The sequence below is a fragment of the Pseudomonas migulae genome (assembly GCF_043225285.1).
Classification (GTDB): Bacteria; Pseudomonadota; Gammaproteobacteria; order Pseudomonadales; family Pseudomonadaceae; genus Aquipseudomonas; species Aquipseudomonas migulae_C.
In genome coordinates, this window is sequence record NZ_CP171224.1 from 843,797 (window position 1) to 863,929 (window position 20,133).

At 60.6% G+C, this 20,133-nt stretch carries 21 protein-coding genes; 14 read left to right on the forward strand and 7 right to left on the reverse strand.

The features are described 5' to 3' along the window. Positions 1-99 precede the first annotated feature (99 nt). Complete coding sequence (leuD, locus tag ACF6ZU_RS03900) at positions 100-711, reverse strand: 3-isopropylmalate dehydratase small subunit (RefSeq protein WP_392890609.1); 612 nt, start codon at positions 709-711, stop codon at positions 100-102. Next, on the reverse strand, positions 708-2,129 hold the full coding sequence (gene leuC / locus ACF6ZU_RS03905; RefSeq protein ID WP_392890610.1) for a 3-isopropylmalate dehydratase large subunit: 1,422 nt from the start codon (positions 2,127-2,129) through the stop codon (positions 708-710). The genes leuD and leuC overlap by 4 nt, the downstream gene beginning before the upstream one ends. 428 nt (positions 2,130-2,557) lie before the next feature. On the opposite strand from leuC, the gene ACF6ZU_RS03910 reads away from it, so the two are divergent. The 8 genes from ACF6ZU_RS03910 to ACF6ZU_RS03945 are packed head-to-tail and all read left to right on the forward strand — an operon-like array spanning position 2,558 to position 8,782. Beyond that, positions 2,558-3,754 (forward strand): PepSY-associated TM helix domain-containing protein, encoded by a 1,197-nt coding sequence (locus ACF6ZU_RS03910; protein WP_392890611.1) that lies wholly within the window; start codon positions 2,558-2,560, stop codon positions 3,752-3,754. Beyond that, positions 3,751-4,290: a thiamine pyrophosphate-binding protein gene (locus tag ACF6ZU_RS03915; RefSeq protein ID WP_392890612.1), complete on the forward strand. Its 540-nt coding sequence runs from the start codon at positions 3,751-3,753 to the stop codon at positions 4,288-4,290. The genes ACF6ZU_RS03910 and ACF6ZU_RS03915 overlap by 4 nt, the downstream gene beginning before the upstream one ends. Continuing rightward, entirely contained in the window at positions 4,287-4,616 is a 330-nt protein-coding gene (locus tag ACF6ZU_RS03920) for a hypothetical protein (protein WP_392890613.1), read from the forward strand. Before ACF6ZU_RS03915 ends, ACF6ZU_RS03920 begins: the two co-directional genes overlap by 4 nt. After that, positions 4,613-5,185, forward strand: a complete 573-nt coding sequence (locus ACF6ZU_RS03925; RefSeq protein WP_392890614.1) for a DUF6162 family protein — start codon at positions 4,613-4,615, stop codon at positions 5,183-5,185. The genes ACF6ZU_RS03920 and ACF6ZU_RS03925 overlap by 4 nt, the downstream gene beginning before the upstream one ends. 35 nt (positions 5,186-5,220) lie before the next feature. Beyond that, positions 5,221-6,147 (forward strand): metal ABC transporter substrate-binding protein, encoded by a 927-nt coding sequence (locus ACF6ZU_RS03930; RefSeq protein WP_392890615.1) that lies wholly within the window; start codon positions 5,221-5,223, stop codon positions 6,145-6,147. After that, a complete protein-coding gene (locus tag ACF6ZU_RS03935) occupies positions 6,144-6,980 on the forward strand; it encodes a metal ABC transporter ATP-binding protein (RefSeq protein ID WP_392890616.1) in 837 nt (278 codons plus the stop codon). Before ACF6ZU_RS03930 ends, ACF6ZU_RS03935 begins: the two co-directional genes overlap by 4 nt. Continuing rightward, the gene (locus ACF6ZU_RS03940; protein ID WP_003226663.1) at positions 6,980-7,879 is read left to right on the forward strand and encodes a metal ABC transporter permease; all 900 of its coding nucleotides are present in this window, start codon (positions 6,980-6,982) and stop codon (positions 7,877-7,879) included. The genes ACF6ZU_RS03935 and ACF6ZU_RS03940 overlap by 1 nt, the downstream gene beginning before the upstream one ends. After that, on the forward strand, positions 7,880-8,782 hold the full coding sequence (locus ACF6ZU_RS03945; RefSeq protein WP_392890617.1) for a metal ABC transporter substrate-binding protein: 903 nt from the start codon (positions 7,880-7,882) through the stop codon (positions 8,780-8,782). A 746-nt stretch (positions 8,783-9,528) separates the two neighbouring features. Here ACF6ZU_RS03945 and ACF6ZU_RS03950 read toward each other — a convergent pair. The 5 genes from ACF6ZU_RS03950 to ACF6ZU_RS03970 form a co-directional block, all read right to left on the reverse strand. Beyond that, the gene (locus tag ACF6ZU_RS03950; RefSeq protein WP_008033724.1) at positions 9,529-9,756 is read right to left on the reverse strand and encodes an MbtH family protein; all 228 of its coding nucleotides are present in this window, start codon (positions 9,754-9,756) and stop codon (positions 9,529-9,531) included. 81 nt (positions 9,757-9,837) lie between these two features. Next, positions 9,838-11,250, reverse strand: coding sequence for an aspartate aminotransferase family protein (locus ACF6ZU_RS03955; protein WP_392890618.1), 1,413 nt, complete (start codon positions 11,248-11,250; stop codon positions 9,838-9,840). Between the two features lie 77 nt (positions 11,251-11,327). Further along, positions 11,328-11,813, reverse strand: coding sequence for a GNAT family N-acetyltransferase (locus ACF6ZU_RS03960; protein WP_392890619.1), 486 nt, complete (start codon positions 11,811-11,813; stop codon positions 11,328-11,330). 201 nt (positions 11,814-12,014) lie between these two features. After that, entirely contained in the window at positions 12,015-13,340 is a 1,326-nt protein-coding gene (locus tag ACF6ZU_RS03965) for an ATP-binding protein (protein ID WP_392890620.1), read from the reverse strand. Then, the gene (locus tag ACF6ZU_RS03970; protein ID WP_392890621.1) at positions 13,337-14,020 is read right to left on the reverse strand and encodes a response regulator; all 684 of its coding nucleotides are present in this window, start codon (positions 14,018-14,020) and stop codon (positions 13,337-13,339) included. The genes ACF6ZU_RS03965 and ACF6ZU_RS03970 overlap by 4 nt, the downstream gene beginning before the upstream one ends. 311 nt (positions 14,021-14,331) lie before the next feature. On the opposite strand from ACF6ZU_RS03970, the gene ACF6ZU_RS03975 reads away from it, so the two are divergent. The 6 genes from ACF6ZU_RS03975 to dsbG all read left to right on the forward strand — a co-directional run bounded on the left by ACF6ZU_RS03975 (position 14,332) and on the right by dsbG (position 20,099). Next, complete coding sequence (locus tag ACF6ZU_RS03975) at positions 14,332-15,015, forward strand: hypothetical protein (RefSeq protein WP_392890622.1); 684 nt, start codon at positions 14,332-14,334, stop codon at positions 15,013-15,015. A gap of 95 nt (positions 15,016-15,110) precedes the next feature. Beyond that, a complete protein-coding gene (locus ACF6ZU_RS03980; RefSeq protein ID WP_392890623.1) occupies positions 15,111-15,833 on the forward strand; it encodes a hypothetical protein in 723 nt (240 codons plus the stop codon). A 76-nt stretch (positions 15,834-15,909) separates the two neighbouring features. Then, on the forward strand, positions 15,910-16,644 hold the full coding sequence (locus tag ACF6ZU_RS03985) for a hypothetical protein (protein ID WP_392890624.1): 735 nt from the start codon (positions 15,910-15,912) through the stop codon (positions 16,642-16,644). Between the two features lie 106 nt (positions 16,645-16,750). Further along, a complete protein-coding gene (gene dsbD / locus ACF6ZU_RS03990) occupies positions 16,751-18,487 on the forward strand; it encodes a protein-disulfide reductase DsbD (RefSeq protein WP_392890625.1) in 1,737 nt (578 codons plus the stop codon). Next, positions 18,487-19,353 (forward strand): prolipoprotein diacylglyceryl transferase family protein, encoded by an 867-nt coding sequence (locus ACF6ZU_RS03995; protein ID WP_392890626.1) that lies wholly within the window; start codon positions 18,487-18,489, stop codon positions 19,351-19,353. Before dsbD ends, ACF6ZU_RS03995 begins: the two co-directional genes overlap by 1 nt. Next, positions 19,329-20,099, forward strand: a complete 771-nt coding sequence (dsbG, locus tag ACF6ZU_RS04000) for a thiol:disulfide interchange protein DsbG (protein WP_392890627.1) — start codon at positions 19,329-19,331, stop codon at positions 20,097-20,099. Before ACF6ZU_RS03995 ends, dsbG begins: the two co-directional genes overlap by 25 nt. Positions 20,100-20,133 lie beyond the last annotated feature (34 nt).

Below are 20,133 nucleotides of genomic sequence, written 5' to 3' on the forward strand. Positions count from 1 at the left end.
GTAGGAGCCGGCTTGCTGGCGATAGCGGTCTATCCGGCGATGAGTGTTTTGACTGGACGGACGCCATCGCCAGCAAGCTGGCTCCTACAGAGGGTTGTGTCAGCTGAGCCAGGGGTTGGCGGTCAGGTGTTGGCGTTCGAAGGCTTTGATTTCGTCGCTACGCTGCAAGGTCGTGCCGATGGCGTCGAGGCCTAGCAACAGCGCGGTCTTGCGCAAGGTGTCGATGTCGAACGGGATGATTTCACTGTGGAGACGGATTTCCTGCGCCTCCAGATTCACGCTGATCTGTGCCCCTTCCGGCTGACTGACGACCTGTCCGAGTCGCTGCAACACAGGCTCATCGAGGGTGATCAACAACACGCCGTTGCGCTGGCAGTTGTCATAGAAGATCCCCGCGAAACTGCTACCGATCAGTGCGCGAATCCCCATCTGCTGCAAGCCCCAGACCGCATGCTCGCGGCTCGACCCGCAACCGAAATTCGGACCGACCACCATGAAACTCGCGCCCTGCCACGCCGGCTGATTGAGCACGAACTCAGGGTTGGGCTGGCCATCCGGCAGAAACCGCAAATCAAAAAACAACCCGCGATCCAGCCCGGCGCGGTCGATGCCCTTGAGAAACTGCTTGGGCATGATCACGTCGGTGTCGATATTGGCCGCCAGCATCGGCGCAGCCTTGCCGCTGACGTGGGTGAAAGGTTGCAGGCTCATGGACGGTCTCCAAAGTGGCGGATGTCGGTCAGGCGACCGGTGATCGCAGCGGCGGCGACCATCGCCGGGCTCATCAAATGCGTGCGGGCACCGGCGCCCTGGCGGCCTTCGAAATTGCGGTTGGTGCTGGAGGCGCAACGGTCGCCCGGCGCCAGTACGTCATCGTTCATCGCCAGGCACATCGAGCAGCCGGACTGGCGCCACTCGAACCCGGCGTCGATAAAGATCGCCGCCAGGCCTTCGGCTTCAGCCTGATTACGCACCTCGGTGGAACCCGGCACGATCATCGCCCGCACATGCTCGGCGACGCGTTTGCCACGCACCACGCTGGCGGCGTCGCGCAGGTCTTCAATACGGGCGTTGGTGCAGGAACCGATGAACGCGTGGCTGATGACGATTTCGCTCAGGGGCATCCCCGCTTCCAGGCCCATGTAGTTGAGGGCCCGGCGCATATCCTGGCGCAGGATCAGGTCGCTGATGTCTTGCGGGTCCGGCACCCGGGCGCCGATCGACGACGCCTGATCGGGGCTGGTGCCCCAGGTGACCATCGGCTCCAGGGCACTGGCGTCGAGAAACACTTCCCGGTCGAACTGCGCATCCGCATCGCTGTGCAAGGTGCGCCATTGTTCGATCGCCTGCTCCCACAACGCACCTTTCGGTGCGCGGGGCTTGTCCTTGAGGTAGGCGAAGACTTTCTCGTCCGGGGCCATGAATGCCCCGCGTGCACCCGCCTCCACCGCCATGTTGCAGATGGTCATGCGCGCTTCGACACTCAGGGTATCGATGGTCGAGCCGCAAAACTCGATGGCGTAGCCAGTGGCCCCGGAGGCGCCGATCCGGCCGATCAGCGCCATGATCACGTCCTTGGACGTCAGCCCTGGCGGCAGTTCGCCGTCGACCGTCACGCGCAGGGTTTTCAGGCGTTTGTAGACCAGGGTCTGGGACGCCAGCAGGTGTTCGATTTCCGAGGTGCCGATGCCGAAACCGAACGCACCGAGGGCGCCGTAAGTGGTGGTGTGGCTGTCGCCGGCGGCAATCACCATGCCCGGCAGGATGAAGCCCTGCTCCGGGGCGATGACGTGTTCGATGCCCTGGCGCTTGTCGAGGATGTCGAGCAATTCGATGCCGAAGTCCCGACAGTTTTCCGCCAGGTAAGACACCTGCCGCGCGCCGCCGGCATCCGGCATGGCCGCCACGCGATTCGGTGCCGTCGGGTTGACATGGTCGACCACCGCCAGCGCAGTGCCGGCGCGCCAGACGCTGCGCTTGGCCTCGCGCAAACCGCTGAACGCCTGGGGGCTGGTGTATTCGTTGATGACCTGACGATCGATGTACAACAGGACGTGGCCCTGGTCATCGAGACGACACACCGTGTGGGAATCGATGTGTTTGTCGTAGAGGGTTCTTGCTGAAGTCATGGGGATATTCGCTCAGGCTCGCGGGTTTCAGGCGTCTGCGCTCCATCTTAGGCAGACGCCCGGCCCCATCAATGGCCGGAGAGTGATCCCTTGGAACATGGTTCGTGTTGGATCAAGGCGCACGCCGCAACCGGAAATGAATACAAATCCCCTGTGGGAGCGAGCCTGCTCGCGATAGCGGTGTGCCATTCAACATGGGTGTCGATTGATACACCGCTATCGCGAGCAGGCTCGCTCCCACAATGGGATAGGTGTTCGCAGGAATAGGAAACATTTACTTTCATATCGAGGTTCGGGATTTCTGATTCTCATTCGTCTTATATAGATGCAGGCGGTTCGCGTAGGCAAAAGCCACGGCCGCACTTTTCATGGACCCCACGCTGGGAAGCCCGCAGCAGAGGCCCTCTCATCGATACAAGACCTTAATCATGTCGAAGAAATCCCGTTCAAAACTCTGGTTTCTGGTCCACAGCTGGCTGGCGTTGCCCATCTGGTTTTTTGTGCTGATCGTCTGTGTGACCGGCACGCTTGCGGTGATCAGCCAGGAAATCGTCTGGCTGGCCAACCCGCAGATGCGCGCCAGCCAACCTTCCGACGATGCGCCGTTGCTGAGCTATGACCAGCTCATCGCCGCGATCAAGCAGGCCGAACCGCAGATTCTGGTCGAAAGCATCAGTCGACCCGACGAAACGCATTTCGCCCTCGACGTGGAAGTCACCTACCCCGACGGCCGTTCAGTGGTGGTCTACGTCAACCCGTACAGCGGCGTGATCCAGGGCACCGCTCCGCAATTCAACTTCAGGGCCTTCACCCGCGCCCTGCATGGCTGGTGGCTGGTGCCGTTCACCAACGGTTACAGCTGGGGCTGGTACCTGGTGTCGTTCCTCAGCCTGCCGTTGCTGGCGTCGCTGATTACCGGGCTGGTGGTCTACAAGAAGTTCTGGAAAGGCTTTTTGCGACCGACCCTGCGCCTGCGGCATGGCGCGCGGATTTTCTGGGGCGACTTTCATCGGCTCAGCGGCATCTGGTCGATCTGGTTCATCGCGGTGATTTCCGTCACCAGCACCTGGTTCCTGATCGAAGCGTTCATGTTCGATAACCAGATCACGATTTCTACCGCGCCGGTCGCGGCGGTGGTGCCACGTGAAAGCGTGCCCCTCACCGCCGATGGTTCGCCGGCACCGATGATCAGCCTGGAAACGGCGATCCGCGAAGCCAAGGCCCGCATTCCCGGCCTTGAAGACAGCTTCATCAGCCTGCCCGCCAATGCCTACAGCTACCTCTCGGTGGGTGGCCGCAGCTGGTATCCATTGATGTTCCAGACCGCCGAAATCAACCCCTACACTGGCGACGTCGCCGTAACCCGCCTGCTCTCGGACCGCTCTGGCCTGGAGCTGGTGACCGAATCCATGCGGCCGTTGCACACCGGTGATTTCGGCGGGATCTGGATCAAGCTGATCTGGTTCTTCTTCGGCCTGCTCCTGAGCATGATGGTCCTCAGCGGCCTGCTGATCTGGACCAAGCGCACCGCACTGGCCACCGCCAACGCCTTGAAGCGCGATAACAAGCGTGCTCGCGTCACCACCCAGACCGCCAGCCATGACACCACGGAGGTCAGCCAATGAGCCTGTTCGCCGCCGAGAACCCGAGGTCCGGCCTGAGCCGCTTCTGGCACAAATGGCGCTTCCACATCAACGTGCTGCTGTTGCTGGTGCCGCTGGGTTTCATGCCCAAGTACTTTGCCGATGCCGCACTGTTTCGCGGCGACACCGGCCTCGGTGAACGGGAAATCGGTGAGGTTCAAGTCGGCCCCTGGAGCCTGCGCCTGGCCGAGTTTCGTAATGAAGCACCGCGGCCCGATGCCGCCGGTCACATGAAAAGCTTCAACGCCGCGCTGTGCGACAGCTGCCGCGAACAGGTCAAGGCCACTTACCTGCGCATCGGCAAACCGCGCAGCCTGCGCGCCGCCGGGGTGATTTTCTTTGGTACGCCGTACCGCATGGGCGCCATGTTGCCGATCCCGGAAAAAACCAAGGCCGATGCCGAGCTGTGGATCACCATGGAAGGCTGGGACGGCACGATGCATCAGGCCTCCATCCCCCTGAGCCAGGCATCCCCCGCCACCCTCGAGTGGCTGAGCAAACAAGGAGGCAAACCATGAGCAACGCATTTCGCCCTCTCCACGCTGTTTTGCTGGTGCTGTGCGCCGGCTTCAGCGCCAGCGCCCTGGCCCACAACCCGATGTGCGAGTGCAAGGCCATCGACGCGGAACAGATCCAGTGCACCGGCGGTTTTTCTGACGGCAGCGGCGCACCGGGCGTGACCCTGGACGTGATCGGCTACGACGAAACCATCCTGGTCCCGGGCAAGCTCGGGGCCGATTCCAAACTGACCTTCAAGAAACCCGGCGCCGAGTTCTACGTGCTGTTCGACGCCGGTCCCGGCCACGTGGTCGAGATCGACCAAGCGGACATCCAGGCCCCATGAGTACGCCAACGACACACGTCGTCCGCCCGGCCGGTGCCGGTCATGAAACCCTGTATGTGCTGCTGTTGTGCCTGCTGATTCTGGCGGTCGCCGGCTCGGTGGTCGCCTGGCGCCACGAGTCCCAGGAAACCAGCAACGTCAGCAGCCATCAACTGGATGCCCGCCGCGATCTCAGCGCCTCCGAACAAGGCATTTATGCCGACCTGCGGGTGACGCTGGACGAGATTCACCTGCTGCGCCAGGAACAGCAAACGCTGCCCACGCCTGCCGCCCTCGCCGACGAGGGTTTTGCGCCGTTCGCCCAGGACGCCAGTTCCGTCAGCCGAGGCGCGCATGCCTGGCAATTGCTCGACGCCAAGGCCTACTTCGGCCAGAGCCAGGCGCCCGCCGTGGCCGGTTCGTTCCTGATGCGCCTGACCGCCGACGATGACGCCCCGGACATCTGGCTCAACCGAGGTGCCGACCTCAAAGCGCCGGCCGACCTGACTGACGCCGCGCTCGAAAGCGCCGGCTGGCAGCAGATCGTCGCGCAATTCGATGCCGGCGTGACCCGCCAGCACCGGCACTGAACCCTCGCCTTCACCCGAGAGAAGACCGCTTTCCCATGCCTATTTCATCTCAACGTTCTTTCCTGCGCCCGCTGCTCGTTGGCCTGCTCGCCTTGCTGCTGACGCCACTGGCCAGCGCCGACGACGCCAAGCGCCTGCGCATCGGCATCACCCTGCACCCTTATTACAGCTACGTGGCCAACATCGTCGGCGACAAGGCCGAGGTGGTGCCGCTGATTCCCGCCGGTTTCAACCCGCATGCCTATGAACCCCGCGCCGAAGACATCAAGCGCATCAGCGGGCTGGACGTGATCGTGCTCAACGGCGTTGGCCATGACGACTTCGCCGACCGCATGATCGCCGCGAGCGAAACGCCGAACGTGCCGGTGATCGAAGCGAACGAAAACGTCCCGCTGCTGGCGGCCACCGGGGTTGCCGCGCGCGGTGCCGGCAAGGTGGTCAACCCGCATACTTTCCTGTCGATCAGCGCCTCGATTGCCCAGGTCAACAACATCGCCCGGGAGCTCGGCAAGCTCGATCCGGCCAACGCCAAGACCTACACCCAGAACGCCCGCGCCTACGGCAAACGCCTGCGGCAGATGCGCGCCGACGCCCTGGCGAAACTGACCCAGGCGCCGAACGCCGAACTGCGGGTGGCCACGGTTCACGCGGCTTACGATTACCTGCTGCGCGAATTCGGCCTGGAAGTGACCGCCGTGGTCGAGCCGGCCCACGGCATCGAACCGAGCCCGAGCCAGCTGAAAAAGACCATCGATCAACTGCGCGAACTGGACGTGAAAGTGATCTTCTCGGAGATGGATTTCCCGTCCAGCTACGTCGACACCATCCAGCGCGAGTCCGGGGTGAAGCTGTACCCGCTGTCGCACATTTCCTATGGCGAATACACCGCCGACAAGTATGAAAAGGAAATGACCGGCAACCTCAACACTGTGGTTCGGGCGATTCAGGAGTCGGGCGCATGACAGCCAAAGAAACACTCGAAGAATCCCCTGTAGGAGCGAGCCTGCTCGCGAAAGCGGTGGATCAGTCACCATCATCGTTGAATGACAGACCGCAATCGCGAGCAGGCTCACTCCTACAGGGTACGGGGCCGACGCTGGAGTTTGCGGAGGTTGGTTTGACGCTGGGGCGCACGACGATCCTCGACAAGGTGACCTTTCAGGTCGAGCCCGGCAGTGTGCATGCGCTGGTCGGTCCGAACGGTGGCGGCAAGAGTTCGTTGATCAAGACCCTGCTCGGGCAGATGCCGCATCAGGGCCGCCTGAGCCTGCAATGGCCGGGCGAACCCGGGACCATCGGTTATGTTCCGCAAGCCCTGGAGTTCGACCGCGGCTTGCCGATGACCGTCGACGATTTCATGGCCGCCATGTGCCAGCGGCGTCCGGCGTTCCTCGGTTTGAGCAAGCATTACGCGGCGGCGATTGGCGAAGCGCTGGAACGGGTCGGCATGCAGGACAAGCGCAAGCGGCGCATGGGTGCGTTGTCCGGTGGCGAGCGTCAGCGCGTGTTGCTGGCGCAGGGGCTGATCCCGGCGCCGCAATTGCTGGTGCTCGATGAACCGATGTCAGCCCTCGATGAGGCCGGCATTCAGGTATTTGAACGCTTGCTGGGTGACTGGCGCCAGAGCGGAATCACCGTGCTGTGGATCGAGCACGATCTGGAGGCGGTCGGGCGTCTGGCGGATCGCGTCACCGGGCTCAATCGCCGAGTGCTGTTCGATGCCACGCCGCAACAGGCACTCACTCCGGAAACACTGCTGACCTTGTTTTCCACCCATCCACGGAGCGCTGCCTGATGAGTTACGAAGCCTTTCGCTTGATGGTTCAGGGCTGGGCGTCTTCGGGTTATCTGCCGGAAGCGCTGGCCTATGGGTTCGTGGTCAACGCCCTGCTCGCCGGTTTGCTGATCGGCCCGGTGCTGGGCGGGCTGGGCACGCTGGTGGTGGTCAAGCGTTTCGCGTTCTTCTCCGAAGCGGTGGGCCACGCGGCATTGACCGGCGTGGCTATCGGCATTCTGCTCGGCGAACCCTACACCGGGCCTTATGGCAGCCTGTTCGGTTACTGCCTGTTGTTCGGGATTTTGCTCAACTACCTGCGCAACCGCACGGGCCTGGCGCCAGATACGCTGATCGGCGTATTCCTGTCGGTGTCGCTGGCACTGGGCGCGAGCCTGCTGCTAATTCTGGCGGGCAAGATCAACGTGCACATCCTGGAAAACGTGCTGTTCGGCTCGGTGCTGACGGTCAACGGCAATGACTTGCTGGTGCTGGCCATCGTCGGTTCGCTGGTCATGGCGCTGGCGTTGCCGCTGTACAACCGCATCATGCTGGCCAGTTTCAACCCGCAACTGGCGGCGGTGCGCGGCGTGGCGGTGAAGACCCTGGATTACCTGTTCGTGATTCTGGTGACGCTGATCACCGTGGCCGCCGTAAAAGTCATCGGCGCGATTCTGGTCGGCGCCCTGTTGGTGATTCCGGCAGCGGCGGCGCGTTTGCTCAGCCAATCGCTGAAGGGCTTTTTCTGGTGCTCGGTGCTGATTGCCACGGTCAGCACGTTGTGCGGGATCCTCGCCCCGATTGTTTTCGACCTGCCTATCCCGTCCGGCGCCGCGATCATTCTGGTGGCCGGTATCGCCTTCGCCCTCGCCGCCATCGCGCGCGGCGTGGTCCCCAGCCTGAAAGGGAATCTCGGATAAATGTCATTTTCTCTGCGTCAACTGACCCTGGCCGTCGCCCTGTCCGGGCTGGCCAACATCTCGTTTGCAGCGGACGTTGCGAAACCCTTGCACGTGCTGGCGTCCCTGCCGATCACTTACGGGCTGGGCGAAGTGTTGCTCAAGGGCACGAACGTCACTCTTGAACGGGCGGCGCCGGCGAACCTGCCCGGCAGTCGCCAGACCGCGTACTTCACCGGACGTGGCGCCCCGGCGCTGGCCAAACTGGCGACCGACGCCGACGCGGTGATCGGCCTGCGTTCGTTGTGGGCGGATGATCCGCTGTACCCGATTTCCCGGCGCAGCAATATCCGTATCGTCGAAGTTGACGCCGCGCGCCCGGTGGACGGCGCCCTGCCCGGCATCGCCGTGCAACCGGGCAACAAGGTCGATGGCCTGAACAGCCAGCCGTGGTTTTCCAGCAACAACATGGGGCGTATGGCGGATGTGATGGCGGCGGACCTGGTGCGCCTGGCCCCGCAGTCCAAGCCGGCCATCGAAGCTAACCTCGCGGCGCTCAAGCAGCGTTTGCTCAAGTTCAGCGCCGACAGCGAAGCGCGTCTGGCCAGTGCCGACAACCTGAGTGTGATGAGCCTGAGCGATCATTTCGGTTACCTGATCGGGGGGCTCAACCTGGAGTTGATCGGGGTCGATGCGCGACCGGATGCCGAGTGGACGCCTGAAGCGCTGACGCAGTTGGGCGCGACCTTGAAGGAGAATGGCGTGGCGGTGGTGTTGCATCACCGGCAGCCTTCGGAGGCGGTGAAGGCGGTGATTACCGGGGCGGGTAGCCGGTTGGTGGTGTTGAGTGTGGATGCGGCGGATCCGGTGGCTGAGCTGGAGGGAAATGTGGATTTGGTGATCAAGGGGTTGAGTGGGGCTTAACACTGGGCCGCTTGATTATTTGGCCGTGACACAAATCCCTTGTAGGAGCCGGCTTGCCGGCGATGGCGGCCTGACAGGCGACCATTTTTGTCCAGGAGTACATATCCATTCCTGCGGTAACGGCCACCATTGGTTTCGCCCTTACGGCGAGTCACTTGGAGAAGCGCCAAGTAACCAAGCGCTCTTGCCCCTTTCGTTCGGTGCCTCGCCATGGCTCGGCATTCCCTCGCTCCGGTCCTGCTCCGTGGGCCCGCCGCCATCGGCCATCCATGGCCGGGGGCGGCTAACCCGGCATCCATGCCGGGTTGCCCACTGCGCAGAACCTCCACTCGGCCTCTCGAGGGGGCGGGCACCTCAAAAGCCAGATCAAAAGCGAAAGGCGAGCTAACGCTCGGCCTGATGAGTGGTGAAGATCAAAAGCGTACGCGATTCCCTGTAGGAGCCAGCTTGCTGGCGAAAAACGCCCAGACACCGCGTTCTTCCAGACAGCTCGCGTCATCGTTGACGCCCATCGCCAGCAAGCCGGCTCCTACACTTTCGACCGTGTGAACCCAATCCCCGTGTGGGAGCGAGCCTGCTCGCGAAAAACGCCCAGGCACCGCGTTCATCCACCCAACCCGCGTCATCGTTGACGTCCATCGCCAGCAAGCTGGCTCCTACAGGTCCGTACCAGACAGCAAATCACCTAGGCAAAAAGAAGCCCGCCGACCTCACCGGTCCAGCGGGCTTCTTTTTGCGTGAAGTCTTCAGTGGGCCACAGCTGCCTGCTCTTCCATCTTCTTGCGCAAACTCAACGGGCGCATGTCGGTCCAGGTTTCTTCGATGTAGGCCAGGCATTCCTTTTTCAGGCCACTCTTGCCCACGGTGCGCCAGCCTTCCGGCACGGCTTTGTAATCGGGCCAGATCGAGTATTGCTCTTCGTGGTTGACCACCACCTGGAAGAGGATGTCCTCGCGGTCGAATACTGACGTCATGATGTCTCTCCATCGCTGTAAGGTGGGCTGCACCCGGTGTACAGCCGTTATGTAGAAAGAACGTTCCGCGCTCCGGAAAATTTAGAGGCTGGCAATCGCCGCCGCCAACGCTCGACCAAAAATGTCAGCCACCTGGTCGATCTCAGCCGCCGTAATCACCAAGGGCGGCAGGAAACGCACCACCCCGCCATGACGACCACCCAGCTCAAGAATCAACCCACGCTTGAGGCATTCGCGCTGGACCAGCGGCGCCAGTCGGGCGAATACCGGCGGATGACCTTGCACATCCGGCGCACCGGCCGGATCAACCAGTTCCACCCCCAGCATCAGGCCACGCCCGCGAATATCACCCAGTTGCGGAAAGTCCCGCTGCAGGATGCGCAGGTGTTCGCTCAAGCGCTCCCCCATGGCAGCAGCGTGCTCGCAGACCTTGTGCTCGACCAGGTAACGCATCACCGCCGAGCCCGCCGCCATCGCCATCTGGTTGCCACGGAAAGTCCCGGCATGGGCGCCCGGCAGCCAGGTGTCGAGCCAGTCGCGGTAAACCACTACCGCCAGCGGCAAGCTGCCGCCAATGGCCTTGGACATCACCACCACGTCCGGGATGATCCCAGCATGCTCGAAGGCAAACATCTTGCCGGTGCGGGCGAAGCCGCTCTGGATCTCGTCGACGATCAGCGCCACGCCAGCCTTCTCGGTGATGCGTCGTACACCGCGCAACCAATCGAGGTCAGCCGGGATCACCCCGCCCTCGCCCTGCACGACCTCCACGATCACCGCCGCCGGCAATTGCACGCCGGCCTCGGGATCGTTCAGCAGGTTGTCGAGGTAGTTGAGGTTGACCTGCACGCCCTGCGCACCACCGAGACCAAACGGGCAACGGTAATCGTAGGGATACGGCATGAACTGCACGCCGCTGCTGAGCAACGCGCCCAACGGCTTTTTCGGCCCCAGGCTGCCCATCAGGCTCAGCGCGCCCTGGCTCATGCCGTGATAACCGCCCTGGAACGACAGCACGGTGCTGCGACCGGTGGCCGTACGTACCAGCTTCAACGCGGCTTCCACTGCGTCAGTGCCGGTCGGGCCACAGAACTGGATCTTCGCTTCAGCGGCGAGCGCCGGGGGCAACAGACCGAACAGGTCCTGAACGAACTGGTCCTTGACCGGGGTGGTCAGGTCGAGGGTATGCAGCGGCAGTTCATCAGTCAGCACTTGCTGGATCGCTTCGATCACCACCGGGTGGTTATGCCCCAGGGCCAACGTCCCGGCCCCCGCCAGGCAGTCGATGAAACGGCGGCCCTCGACGTCTTCGACATAAATGCCCTTGGCGCGCTTGAGGGCCAGGGGAATGCGCCGCGGATAGCTGCGGGCATTCGACTCCTGTTGGCTCTGGCGCGCCAGCAAGGGCGATTCGTTGAACTGATAAAGCATCTCGGCCGGCGCCGGAGTGATCCGGGCCGACTGATCTTCCATAAGGCTGGTAGCGACTGACATCTCTCGACCCCTCAATAAGGTTTTCCTGTTCTGGAAACGCATCAGCACACCGAGGATTTAGACCCTCGGTCAGCTTTCTATGAAGGGGGTGTCAGCGCCTTGTGCATCGGAATGGCGTAGAGCCCGGCGACGGTGAAGGTTTTGGCGCAGGGCTGATAACCCAGGTGGCGATAAAAGGCTTCGCTGGTGCGGGTGCTGTTGAGTCGGACCCGAGCCAGGCCGTTATTGATCAGCCAGTCTTCAAGGTCGCTCACCAGCGCTTGCCCGGCACCCCGGCGAAACCATTCCGGCTGCACGTAGCAGAACGCGACCTTGCCGCTGATTGCCGCCATCGCCACCCCGACCGGTTTGTCCTGCAGCAGGGCGATGTTCAGGTACAGCCGAGGATCGGTCAGCCATGGCTGAATGTGTTCGATGGTTTTGTTGTGAGTCCAGGTGGCGACGGTTTGTGGGTCGTTGCGGTGGTCGAGTGCGCAACCGACGCGGATCGAACGCTCGACAATCCGGCTGATGATCCCGGCGTCGGCGGGGGTTGCCCTTGAGATGTGTATCGATGCTTCCATGGCGCTGTCACCCCAATCCATTGAGAAAAAGCTGGCGGGGACGATAGCGCTGGCGAGGGCAGGAATGCCAACGGAGAGAAGTTACATTTGATGTGCCCCCCTGTAGGAGCCGGCTTGCCGGCGATAGCGGTGGAGCAGGCAACACATTTGTTGACTGGACGGACGCCATCGCCGGCAAGCCGGCTCCTACGGGGGAATTGGTCAGACGGGTTGCAACGGCATCGTCAGCTCAACCCGCAAACCATCCGGCCGGCTGTCGAAATGCAGCGTGCAGCCACAACGCTGAACGATCGCCTGAACGATCGCCAACCCCAGGCCGCAGCCGGTGCTCTGGCCGTTGCGCCAGAAGCGTTGGGTCAGGTGTTGCAGATCATCCGCGGCAATGCCCGGGCCGTGGTCGCGCACCACGAACTGCACGCGATTACCGGTGGTTTCCAGGCTCAACTCCACCGGGCCGTCGTTCGGCGTATGGCGCAGTGCGTTGTCCAGCAGGTTGCGCAACGCGGCGATGGACAGCACCGCCGGCATTTGTACCGGGGCCAGGGACATCTTCGTCGGCGCATTGAACCGGATGCGCTGACGATCACCGCTGGCGGCGTCCTGAATCGCCAGTTTCGCCACTTGTTCGGCGCTGCATTGCACGCCGTCATCGAACGACAGGCTGCCTTCGACCCGTGCCAGCAAGAGCAATTGTTCAAGGGTGCGGTGCAACCGGTCGGCCCCTTCTTCGGCCCGGGCCAGGGATTGATCCCGCGCCGCGCCGTCGGTCATGCGCGCCACTTGCAGGTGGGTCTTGATCGCGGTCAGCGGACTGCGCAATTCATGGGCCGCGTCACCCGTCAGACGGCGCTCGCGCTCGATGGTCTTGCCTATGCGCTGGAACAATTGGTTCTGAGTATCGAGCAACGGTTGCAATTCACTGGGCAGCGGCTGGATCTGCAAGGGTTCCAGCGAGTCGGCGCTGCGCCGCATCAACGCATCGCGCATGCGGTTCAACGGCGCCAGCCCCTGGCCGATACCCAGCCACAACAGGCACAGGCAACCGAGCAGCGCCACACCCACCGGCACAGAAGCGGCCAACAGAATCGACATGTTCAGAGCTTCACGCTCGATCTGCCGATCGGCGGTGGTGATGCGCAAATCCCCTCGGGCCAGGGTGAAGCTGCGCCACGGCGCGCCGTCGATCATCTGGTCGTGGAAACCCATTTTCTCGGCTTCCAGGGTTTGTTGCGGATCGGTGTGGCTGCGGGCGAGGATTTCGCCGCGCAAGGAGCTTACCTGACACGCCATGCCCCCCGGAATGTTCAACTGTTCCGCGCTGAAATGGGTGCCCTCGCCCTTGGTCGGCAAGGCCGGCAATTGCTCCATCAGCCCTGCAACCATGCGCGCCGAAGCCACCAGCCGCTGGTCGAGGGAAAACATCATCTGGTTGCGCAGGTCGCTGAGCATCCAGGCTGCCGCCAGGGCCCAGATCAGCGCAAACGCGGCGCCGAGTGTCAGGCTCAGGCGCAAACGCAGGCTCATCACTTTTTCAATTCCTCTGCACCATCGGCCGGCCCCAGGCGATAGCCCAGGCCGCGTACGGTCTCGACAATCCCGTTGCCGAGTTTGCGCCGCAGGTGATGGATATGCACGTTGAGGGCGTTACTTTCCAGTTCATCGCTGAAACCGTAGACGCTGTCTTTCAACTGCTCGGTGGACAACACCCGTCCACGGTTATGCAACAGGGCTTGCAACAGCGACTGCTCGCGCCGGGAAAGGTCGACCGGCTGGCCGCCGAGCAGGGTCTCCCGGCTGCTCGGATCGTAGGTCAGCCGACCGTGCTCGATCAGATTGACGCTTCGCCCCGCCACCCGCCGCAACAGCGTGTGCAGGCGCGCGGCAAGTTCGCGCAAGTCGAACGGTTTAAGCAGGTAATCATCGGCACCGGCCTGCAAGCCATCGACGCGGTCGGTGACCGAATCCCGCGCGGTGAGGATCAGCACCGGAATTTCCAGCCCGCTGTGACGCAACTGCTGCAACAGCTTCAAGCCGTCCTCATCGGGCAGCCCCAGGTCGAGCACCATCACGTCGAACTCGGCCACCTTGAGCATCGCCCGGGCCGACGAAGCCGTGGCGACGTGTTCGACCGTCAGGCCTTGAGCCGTCAGGCCGGCTACGATACCGCTGGCGATCAATTCGTCGTCTTCGCAAACCAGTACGTGCATGGCGAGCTCCATGAGTAAAAAGGCGAGTCAAGCAGGTGAGGATTAAGGCCAAATTATGACGAGTGATCCGGTGGACGAGAAGTGCATTTTCAATATTTATCCCTCCCACCATAAAGACAGTTAAATATCGCCTACTGCACAGTTGGCTAGTTCAAAACCAATGCATCCGATTTAAATCGAAACACACGACCCCATCATCACCCATTTAAAACCTTCACCCCTCATATTAATCTTTAACTCGTCACACATATCCGACAACACCAAAAACACCTAAACAACAAAACCCTCAAACTCAAAAAGGAAACAACACCATGAAAAACTTCGTCGCCATCGACTGGCGTAACGGACCAGACCGTATTTACTTCTTTTTTAAGGACTCCAATACTTTCTCTCGCTTCAACCTTGGAGAAGACAGCGTTGAAAAATACCACCCAACCCCTGTCAACAATCACTGGGGGGATTTTGGCAAACATGTGAAAGACTTGCGCTTCGGATTCAATACATCAGGCATCAACTGGAAAAGCACTAACGACGGCGATATCGCCTGGTTTTTCTACCATGAAGGAAACACGCCAATGGTATGCAAATACAAACAAGGCGAAAGCAAGGTCCTGTACAAAAAACCCCTTTCAGAAACCGAGTGGTGGCCGCTCGGAAATTATTTCGACAAAATCGTCGGCGTCATGTGGGATGAGAAGGCGGACATCAAACATACTTTCTGTGTGCTGCTGAATGACGGGCGCTATTTTAATTACAGCCCTTGGCTGGAAAAACTACCGAACCCCAAACCACTCAAAAACTCCATGTGGAACGATCTGGCACCGTACAAGAGCCGCATGATCACCGCTGTATTGAACGACCACCCGGCATTCAACACGTTTTTCTACATTTTCCTGACCAACAATGAATATCTGAGATTCGACTTCAACGAAAGAAAGATACTGGGCCCCATTCCCGTGAATGAGTCTTCGTGGCCAGGACTGTTACACAGCTGAAATCGCCCCCCACACCTGCATCAGTTCAACGTCTATTAACTCCCTTTATTGCCCAGGGGTGGGCCATGTAAACGTTCGTCAAAAGGATTTGAATCATGCCGGAACTCAAAAACTTCGTAGCCGTAGATTGGCGCTCAGGCAAAGACCGCTGTTACTTCTTCTTCAAAGACACCAACACCTATTCACGATACAACAACAGCGACAATACGGTTCCACCTGATCATCCGGCCCTGGTGAACCAGGACAATTGGGGGGCATTCCACAAGCACGTAAAAAATTTGCGCTTCGGCTTCTCCACAGACCGGATAGTCGGCAGTGACAGGCTTGGCTGGGACGCTGATGTCCTTTGGTTATTTTATTACGATCAAGCAACACCGATGGTTTGCGAATACGATCAGGATTCAGATGTGGTCGTCAGCTTCATACCCGTCAGCGAATCAATATGGAGCCTGCTACTGCCCTACTTCGACAATATTATTGCAGGCACTTTCTGGCAACGACCGTTCAGAGTCAAAGGCGAGACCCTCTTCAGGTTCATTTTAAACAATGGCAAATACCTGAGCCTTGACTGGCATAGTAAAAAACTTGTCATCGCTGACATCACTGACACCACTTGGCCAGGGTTGGCGCTATATGCCACTTACGCAGATCAATTCATCACCGCGGTACAAATCGAAGGCGACGCGCTGACCCACAGCTATCTGTACATTTTCATGACCGGGAATGTCTACCTGAAGTACAACATCAGCAAAAAACGCCTTGAGAACGGGGGCGTAAAAAATGTTGCCGACCACTGGAATGGGTTGATCCGCGAATAAATTGACTCGCACGCTTGCAAACCGAAAGTTATTAATTATCGATTGTGTACGATTAAACACTGAAAGGAATCAGGATATGCCAGCACTCAAAAATTTTGTCGCGGTCGATTGGCGCGCCGGCAAAGATAAAATCTATTTTTTCTTCAAGGACACCAACAAATATTCCTGTTTTGATCTTGCTGTGGGCGCCGTCGAACCAGGGTATCCCAAGGAAATCAACGCCAGAAACTGGCATGACTTTCACTCGCACGCCAAGGATCTGCGCTTTGGTTTCACGACAACAGGGTTTCATTCGCAAATAGACGGCTCGCACAGTACGAGCTCACTTGATCTGGATGTTTTGTGGCTTTTTTATTACGTAGAAAACACTCCTACGGTCTGCCGCTACGATCAGGATCTGAACAAGGTCATTAGCGTGCAGCACGTGAAGGATTCGAAATGGCATCAGCTGCTCCCCTATTTCGATCAAATCGTTGCCGGGACTTGGTGGTACCCGGTTCATCATCCCAATGCATTTCGCTTTCTTTTAAACGACGGCACATTCCTCAACCTTGAGCTTATTTTTGAGGGAATATACAAACACCCGAAAATCAGTCACGCCCCCATCACAAACCATTACTACCCCGGACTGGAGCGTTACAAAAATCGAATCATCGGTGCAGTCCAAAACGATCAGCCTCTCTTCAACCGTTATTACTATGTTTTCCTGACCAACAACGAGTGCATCCGGTACAACATCGGAGATAACCAAGCCGAGACCGGCCCGGTCAAAATTGACGACACCACCTGGCCGGGCCTGTTGCGCGACTGAACATCTGCGCAACGCCACAGCCGGCAAGCTACCCGGTCGCGGTTAATCATCGGTTAATCGCCGCCTCCCATTGTGCACCTCACCTGCACAGGGATAAGGCTTACCCATGCGTCGTCTGTTTTTGTTTTTTGTTCTCTTGATCTCGGGTGTGGCCCAGGCAGGGACCAATCCGTTTGACACAAAACCCGAGTTCCTGCCGGTGGAAAAGGCCTTTGTCTTTACCTCTGAGCGCCTTGAATCGGGTGAAATGCAGCTTTATTGGCAGATTACCGACGGGTATTACCTTTATCAGAAGCGCCTGAAGTTCGAGGGTTTGTCCGCTGAACATCAACCTGTGTTGCCTGAAGGCGAATCCCACAGTGATGAGTTTTTCGGTGAACAGCCGGTTTATCGCCAAGGTCTGGAACTGAAGATTCCGGCGGGCGCAACCGGCCAGATCAAGGTCGGGTTCCAAGGCTGTGCAGATGCGGGACTGTGTTATCCGCCGCAATCTCAGGTCGTTGATCTGGGCGGTGGCGCAACCACTTCTGCGACCCATGAGGCACCGGATCAAGCACTGGCCAGTGGTTTGCAGCAACAGGCACTGGGCTGGAGTCTGCTAGTGTTCTTCGGCCTGGGCCTGCTGCTGGCCTTCACTCCGTGTTCGTTGCCAATGTTGCCGATTCTGGCCGGTCTGATCGTCGGCAGCGGTGCCACACCCAAGCGCGGTTTTGCCCTGGCCACCAGTTACGTCGTGAGCATGGCGCTGGTGTATGCGGCGATGGGCGTGCTCGCCGCGCTGCTTGGGGCCAATTTGCAGGCGTTGCTGCAAAACCCATGGTTGCTGGGCAGTTTCGCTGCGATCTTCGTGCTTCTGGCGTTACCGATGTTCGGTTTCTTCGAGCTGCAACTGCCGGTGGCGGTACGGGATCGCCTGGAAAATGTGTCGCGCAACCAGCGCGGTGGCAGCCTGATCGGTGCCGGCGCACTGGGTGCGTTGTCCGGCTTGCTGGTCGGTCCGTGCATGACCGCGCCGCTGGCCGGCGCCCTGCTCTACATCGCGCAAAGCGGCAATGCGCTGCACGGCGGGTTGATCCTGTTCGCCATGGGCATCGGCATCGGTGTGCCGCTGCTGTTGCTGGTGACGGTCGGCAATCGCTTCCTGCCCAAACCCGGCGCGTGGATGAACCTGCTCAAAGGCGTGTTCGGCTTCCTGTTCCTCGCCACTGCATTGCTGATGCTGCGTCCGGTGCTGGATCAATCGTTGTGGATCGGCCTGTGTGGTGCGCTGCTGCTGATTGCTGCCTACAGTGCCTGGAAACAATCGCAAGGTTTCGGCCGCGTTGCGCATCTGTTCGGTGCCAGTTCGTTGTTGCTCGGCCTATGGGGCAGCCTGTTGATGATCGGCGCGGCGGGGGGCAGTGATGACCTGCTCAAACCGCTGCGAGTCTATAGCGCCGCACAGGCGGGCAATGCCGCCCGCCCGGTTGGCCACGATGCGTTCACCACGATCAAGGACCCGGCAGTTTTGCAGCGGGAACTGGACGCGGCACGGGCGCAAGGCCAGTGGGTGTTGCTGGACTACTACGCCGACTGGTGTGTGTCGTGCAAGGTCATGGAGAAACAGGTCTTCGGCCAAACCCGTGTGCTTGACGCCTTGAGCGATGTGCGCTTGCTACGGCTGGACGTCACCGCCGACAATGCCGCCAGCCGCGAATTGCTCGGCCGTTATAAAGTGCCGGGGCCACCGAGTTTCCTGTGGATCGGCGCTGACGGCGAAGAACGTCGCAGCCAACGCATCACCGGCGAGGTCGATGCCGACACTTTCCTGCAACGCTGGACCACCACCCGAGACGCCCGTTAATGCTGACTTTTACCCTCGGCACCTTTGCCATCGCGCTTAACCACCTGCTGCTGATCAGTGCCCTGGCGCTGGCGACATTTGTCGGCTGGCGGGTGGCCAAGCGCGGTGGCGAGAACCCCGAGTCGGTGCTGTTCAGCCTGTTCCTGATCGGCATGCTGGCGGCGCGGATCAGTTTCGTGGCGCTCTACTGGATGCACTACCGCAATGATCCGTGGCAAGTCATCGACCTGCGCGACGGCGGTTTCCTCGCGCTGCCCGGGGTCATCGTGCTGTTGCTCGCGGCGTTGTATCGCGGCTGGCGTCGCCCGGGCTTGCGTCGTCCGCTGGGCTTCGGCGTCGGCAGCGGCCTGGCGTTCTGGTTGCTGGCGACGTTTTCCCTGACGATCTACGAACAGGGCACGCGCCTGCCGGACATCACCCTGCGCAATGCCGCCGGTGAAACCGTGCAACTGGTGGACTACAAGGGTGGTCCGCTGGTGATCAATCTCTGGGCCACCTGGTGCCCGCCGTGCCGTCGCGAAATGCCGGTGCTGGAAAACGCCCAGCAACACCGCCCGGACCTGACCTTCCTGTTCGTCAATCAGGCCGAAAGCATGCAAAGCGTCAGCACCTTTCTCGAAACCCAGGGCCTGAGCCTGTCCAACGTGCTGTTCGATGGCAGTGGCCGCCTGGGCCAGGCCGTGGGTTCCATGGCGTTGCCGACTACGCTGTTCTATAGCCCCGACGGTCGTTTGTTGGGCAGTCACCTGGGCGAACTGTCGGAAGCCAGCCTGGCCCGCGCCCTGGAAAATTTCGAGACGCCGAATCCGGCCACACCTTCTACCTCGTCAAGGAAACTGCCATGCCCCGCCTCCGCCACCTGCTGACGCTGACCCTGGGCGCCGCCCTGCTGCACTTGCCGTCGGTGCAGGCTGCCGAAGAACTGCCCGACGCAATCAAGAAGATCGAAGCCAAGGGCGCCAAGATCGTCGGCCAGTTCGACGCTCCGGACGGTCTGCGCGGTTATGCCGCGCAGTATCAGAACCGCGGCATGGCGCTGTACCTGACGCCGGATGGCAAGCATGTGCTGCTGGGTAATTTGTACGACGCCGAGGGCAATGACCTGAGCAGCGCGCCCTTGCAGAAACTGGTGTATGCGCCGATGGCCAAGGAAGTCTGGGCCAAGATGGAAGCCAGCAACTGGATCGGTGACGGTAACAAGGACGCACCGCGCGTGGTGTACCTGTTCAGCGACCCGAACTGCCCTTACTGCAACATGTTCTGGGAACAGGCGCGGCCGTGGGTGAAGGCCGGCAAGGTGCAGTTGCGGCACATCATGGTCGGGATCATCCGCGAGGACAGCCCGGGCAAATCAGCGGCGTTGCTGGCCGCGAAGGATCCGCAAAAGGCCCTGCAGGACCACGAAGGCGCCGGCAAGGCCAGCACGCTCAAGGCGCTGAAAGACGTACCGCCGGCGATTCAGGCGAAACTGGCGGCGAACATGCAGTTGATGGAAGACCTGGAGTTGCAGGCGACGCCGGCGATTTTCTACATGGATGACAAGGGTGAGTTGCAACAGCAGCAGGGCGCGCCTTCGCCAGAGAAGTTGGTGAAGATTCTCGGGCCCAAGTAGCTTGGTCATCCGTGTGTTGTTGGATTTAATGGCG

What these genes read in the sequence shown, in the direction of transcription:
- leuD (WP_392890609.1), bottom strand. Translation starts at nt 711, where the DNA reads ATGAGCCTGCAACCTTTCACCCACGTCAGCGGCAAGGCTGCGCCGATG.
- leuC (WP_392890610.1), bottom strand. Translation starts at nt 2,129, where the DNA reads ATGACTTCAGCAAGAACCCTCTACGACAAACACATCGATTCCCACACG.
- ACF6ZU_RS03910 (WP_392890611.1), top strand. Translation starts at nt 2,558, where the DNA reads ATGTCGAAGAAATCCCGTTCAAAACTCTGGTTTCTGGTCCACAGCTGG.
- ACF6ZU_RS03915 (WP_392890612.1), top strand. Translation starts at nt 3,751, where the DNA reads ATGAGCCTGTTCGCCGCCGAGAACCCGAGGTCCGGCCTGAGCCGCTTC.
- ACF6ZU_RS03920 (WP_392890613.1), top strand. Translation starts at nt 4,287, where the DNA reads ATGAGCAACGCATTTCGCCCTCTCCACGCTGTTTTGCTGGTGCTGTGC.
- ACF6ZU_RS03925 (WP_392890614.1), top strand. Translation starts at nt 4,613, where the DNA reads ATGAGTACGCCAACGACACACGTCGTCCGCCCGGCCGGTGCCGGTCAT.
- ACF6ZU_RS03930 (WP_392890615.1), top strand. Translation starts at nt 5,221, where the DNA reads ATGCCTATTTCATCTCAACGTTCTTTCCTGCGCCCGCTGCTCGTTGGC.
- ACF6ZU_RS03935 (WP_392890616.1), top strand. Translation starts at nt 6,144, where the DNA reads ATGACAGCCAAAGAAACACTCGAAGAATCCCCTGTAGGAGCGAGCCTG.
- ACF6ZU_RS03940 (WP_003226663.1), top strand. Translation starts at nt 6,980, where the DNA reads ATGAGTTACGAAGCCTTTCGCTTGATGGTTCAGGGCTGGGCGTCTTCG.
- ACF6ZU_RS03945 (WP_392890617.1), top strand. Translation starts at nt 7,880, where the DNA reads ATGTCATTTTCTCTGCGTCAACTGACCCTGGCCGTCGCCCTGTCCGGG.
- ACF6ZU_RS03950 (WP_008033724.1), bottom strand. Translation starts at nt 9,756, where the DNA reads ATGACGTCAGTATTCGACCGCGAGGACATCCTCTTCCAGGTGGTGGTC.
- ACF6ZU_RS03955 (WP_392890618.1), bottom strand. Translation starts at nt 11,250, where the DNA reads ATGTCAGTCGCTACCAGCCTTATGGAAGATCAGTCGGCCCGGATCACT.
- ACF6ZU_RS03960 (WP_392890619.1), bottom strand. Translation starts at nt 11,813, where the DNA reads ATGGAAGCATCGATACACATCTCAAGGGCAACCCCCGCCGACGCCGGG.
- ACF6ZU_RS03970 (WP_392890621.1), bottom strand. Translation starts at nt 14,020, where the DNA reads ATGCACGTACTGGTTTGCGAAGACGACGAATTGATCGCCAGCGGTATC.
- ACF6ZU_RS03975 (WP_392890622.1), top strand. Translation starts at nt 14,332, where the DNA reads ATGAAAAACTTCGTCGCCATCGACTGGCGTAACGGACCAGACCGTATT.
- ACF6ZU_RS03980 (WP_392890623.1), top strand. Translation starts at nt 15,111, where the DNA reads ATGCCGGAACTCAAAAACTTCGTAGCCGTAGATTGGCGCTCAGGCAAA.
- ACF6ZU_RS03985 (WP_392890624.1), top strand. Translation starts at nt 15,910, where the DNA reads ATGCCAGCACTCAAAAATTTTGTCGCGGTCGATTGGCGCGCCGGCAAA.
- dsbD (WP_392890625.1), top strand. Translation starts at nt 16,751, where the DNA reads ATGCGTCGTCTGTTTTTGTTTTTTGTTCTCTTGATCTCGGGTGTGGCC.
- ACF6ZU_RS03995 (WP_392890626.1), top strand. Translation starts at nt 18,487, where the DNA reads ATGCTGACTTTTACCCTCGGCACCTTTGCCATCGCGCTTAACCACCTG.
- dsbG (WP_392890627.1), top strand. Translation starts at nt 19,329, where the DNA reads ATGCCCCGCCTCCGCCACCTGCTGACGCTGACCCTGGGCGCCGCCCTG.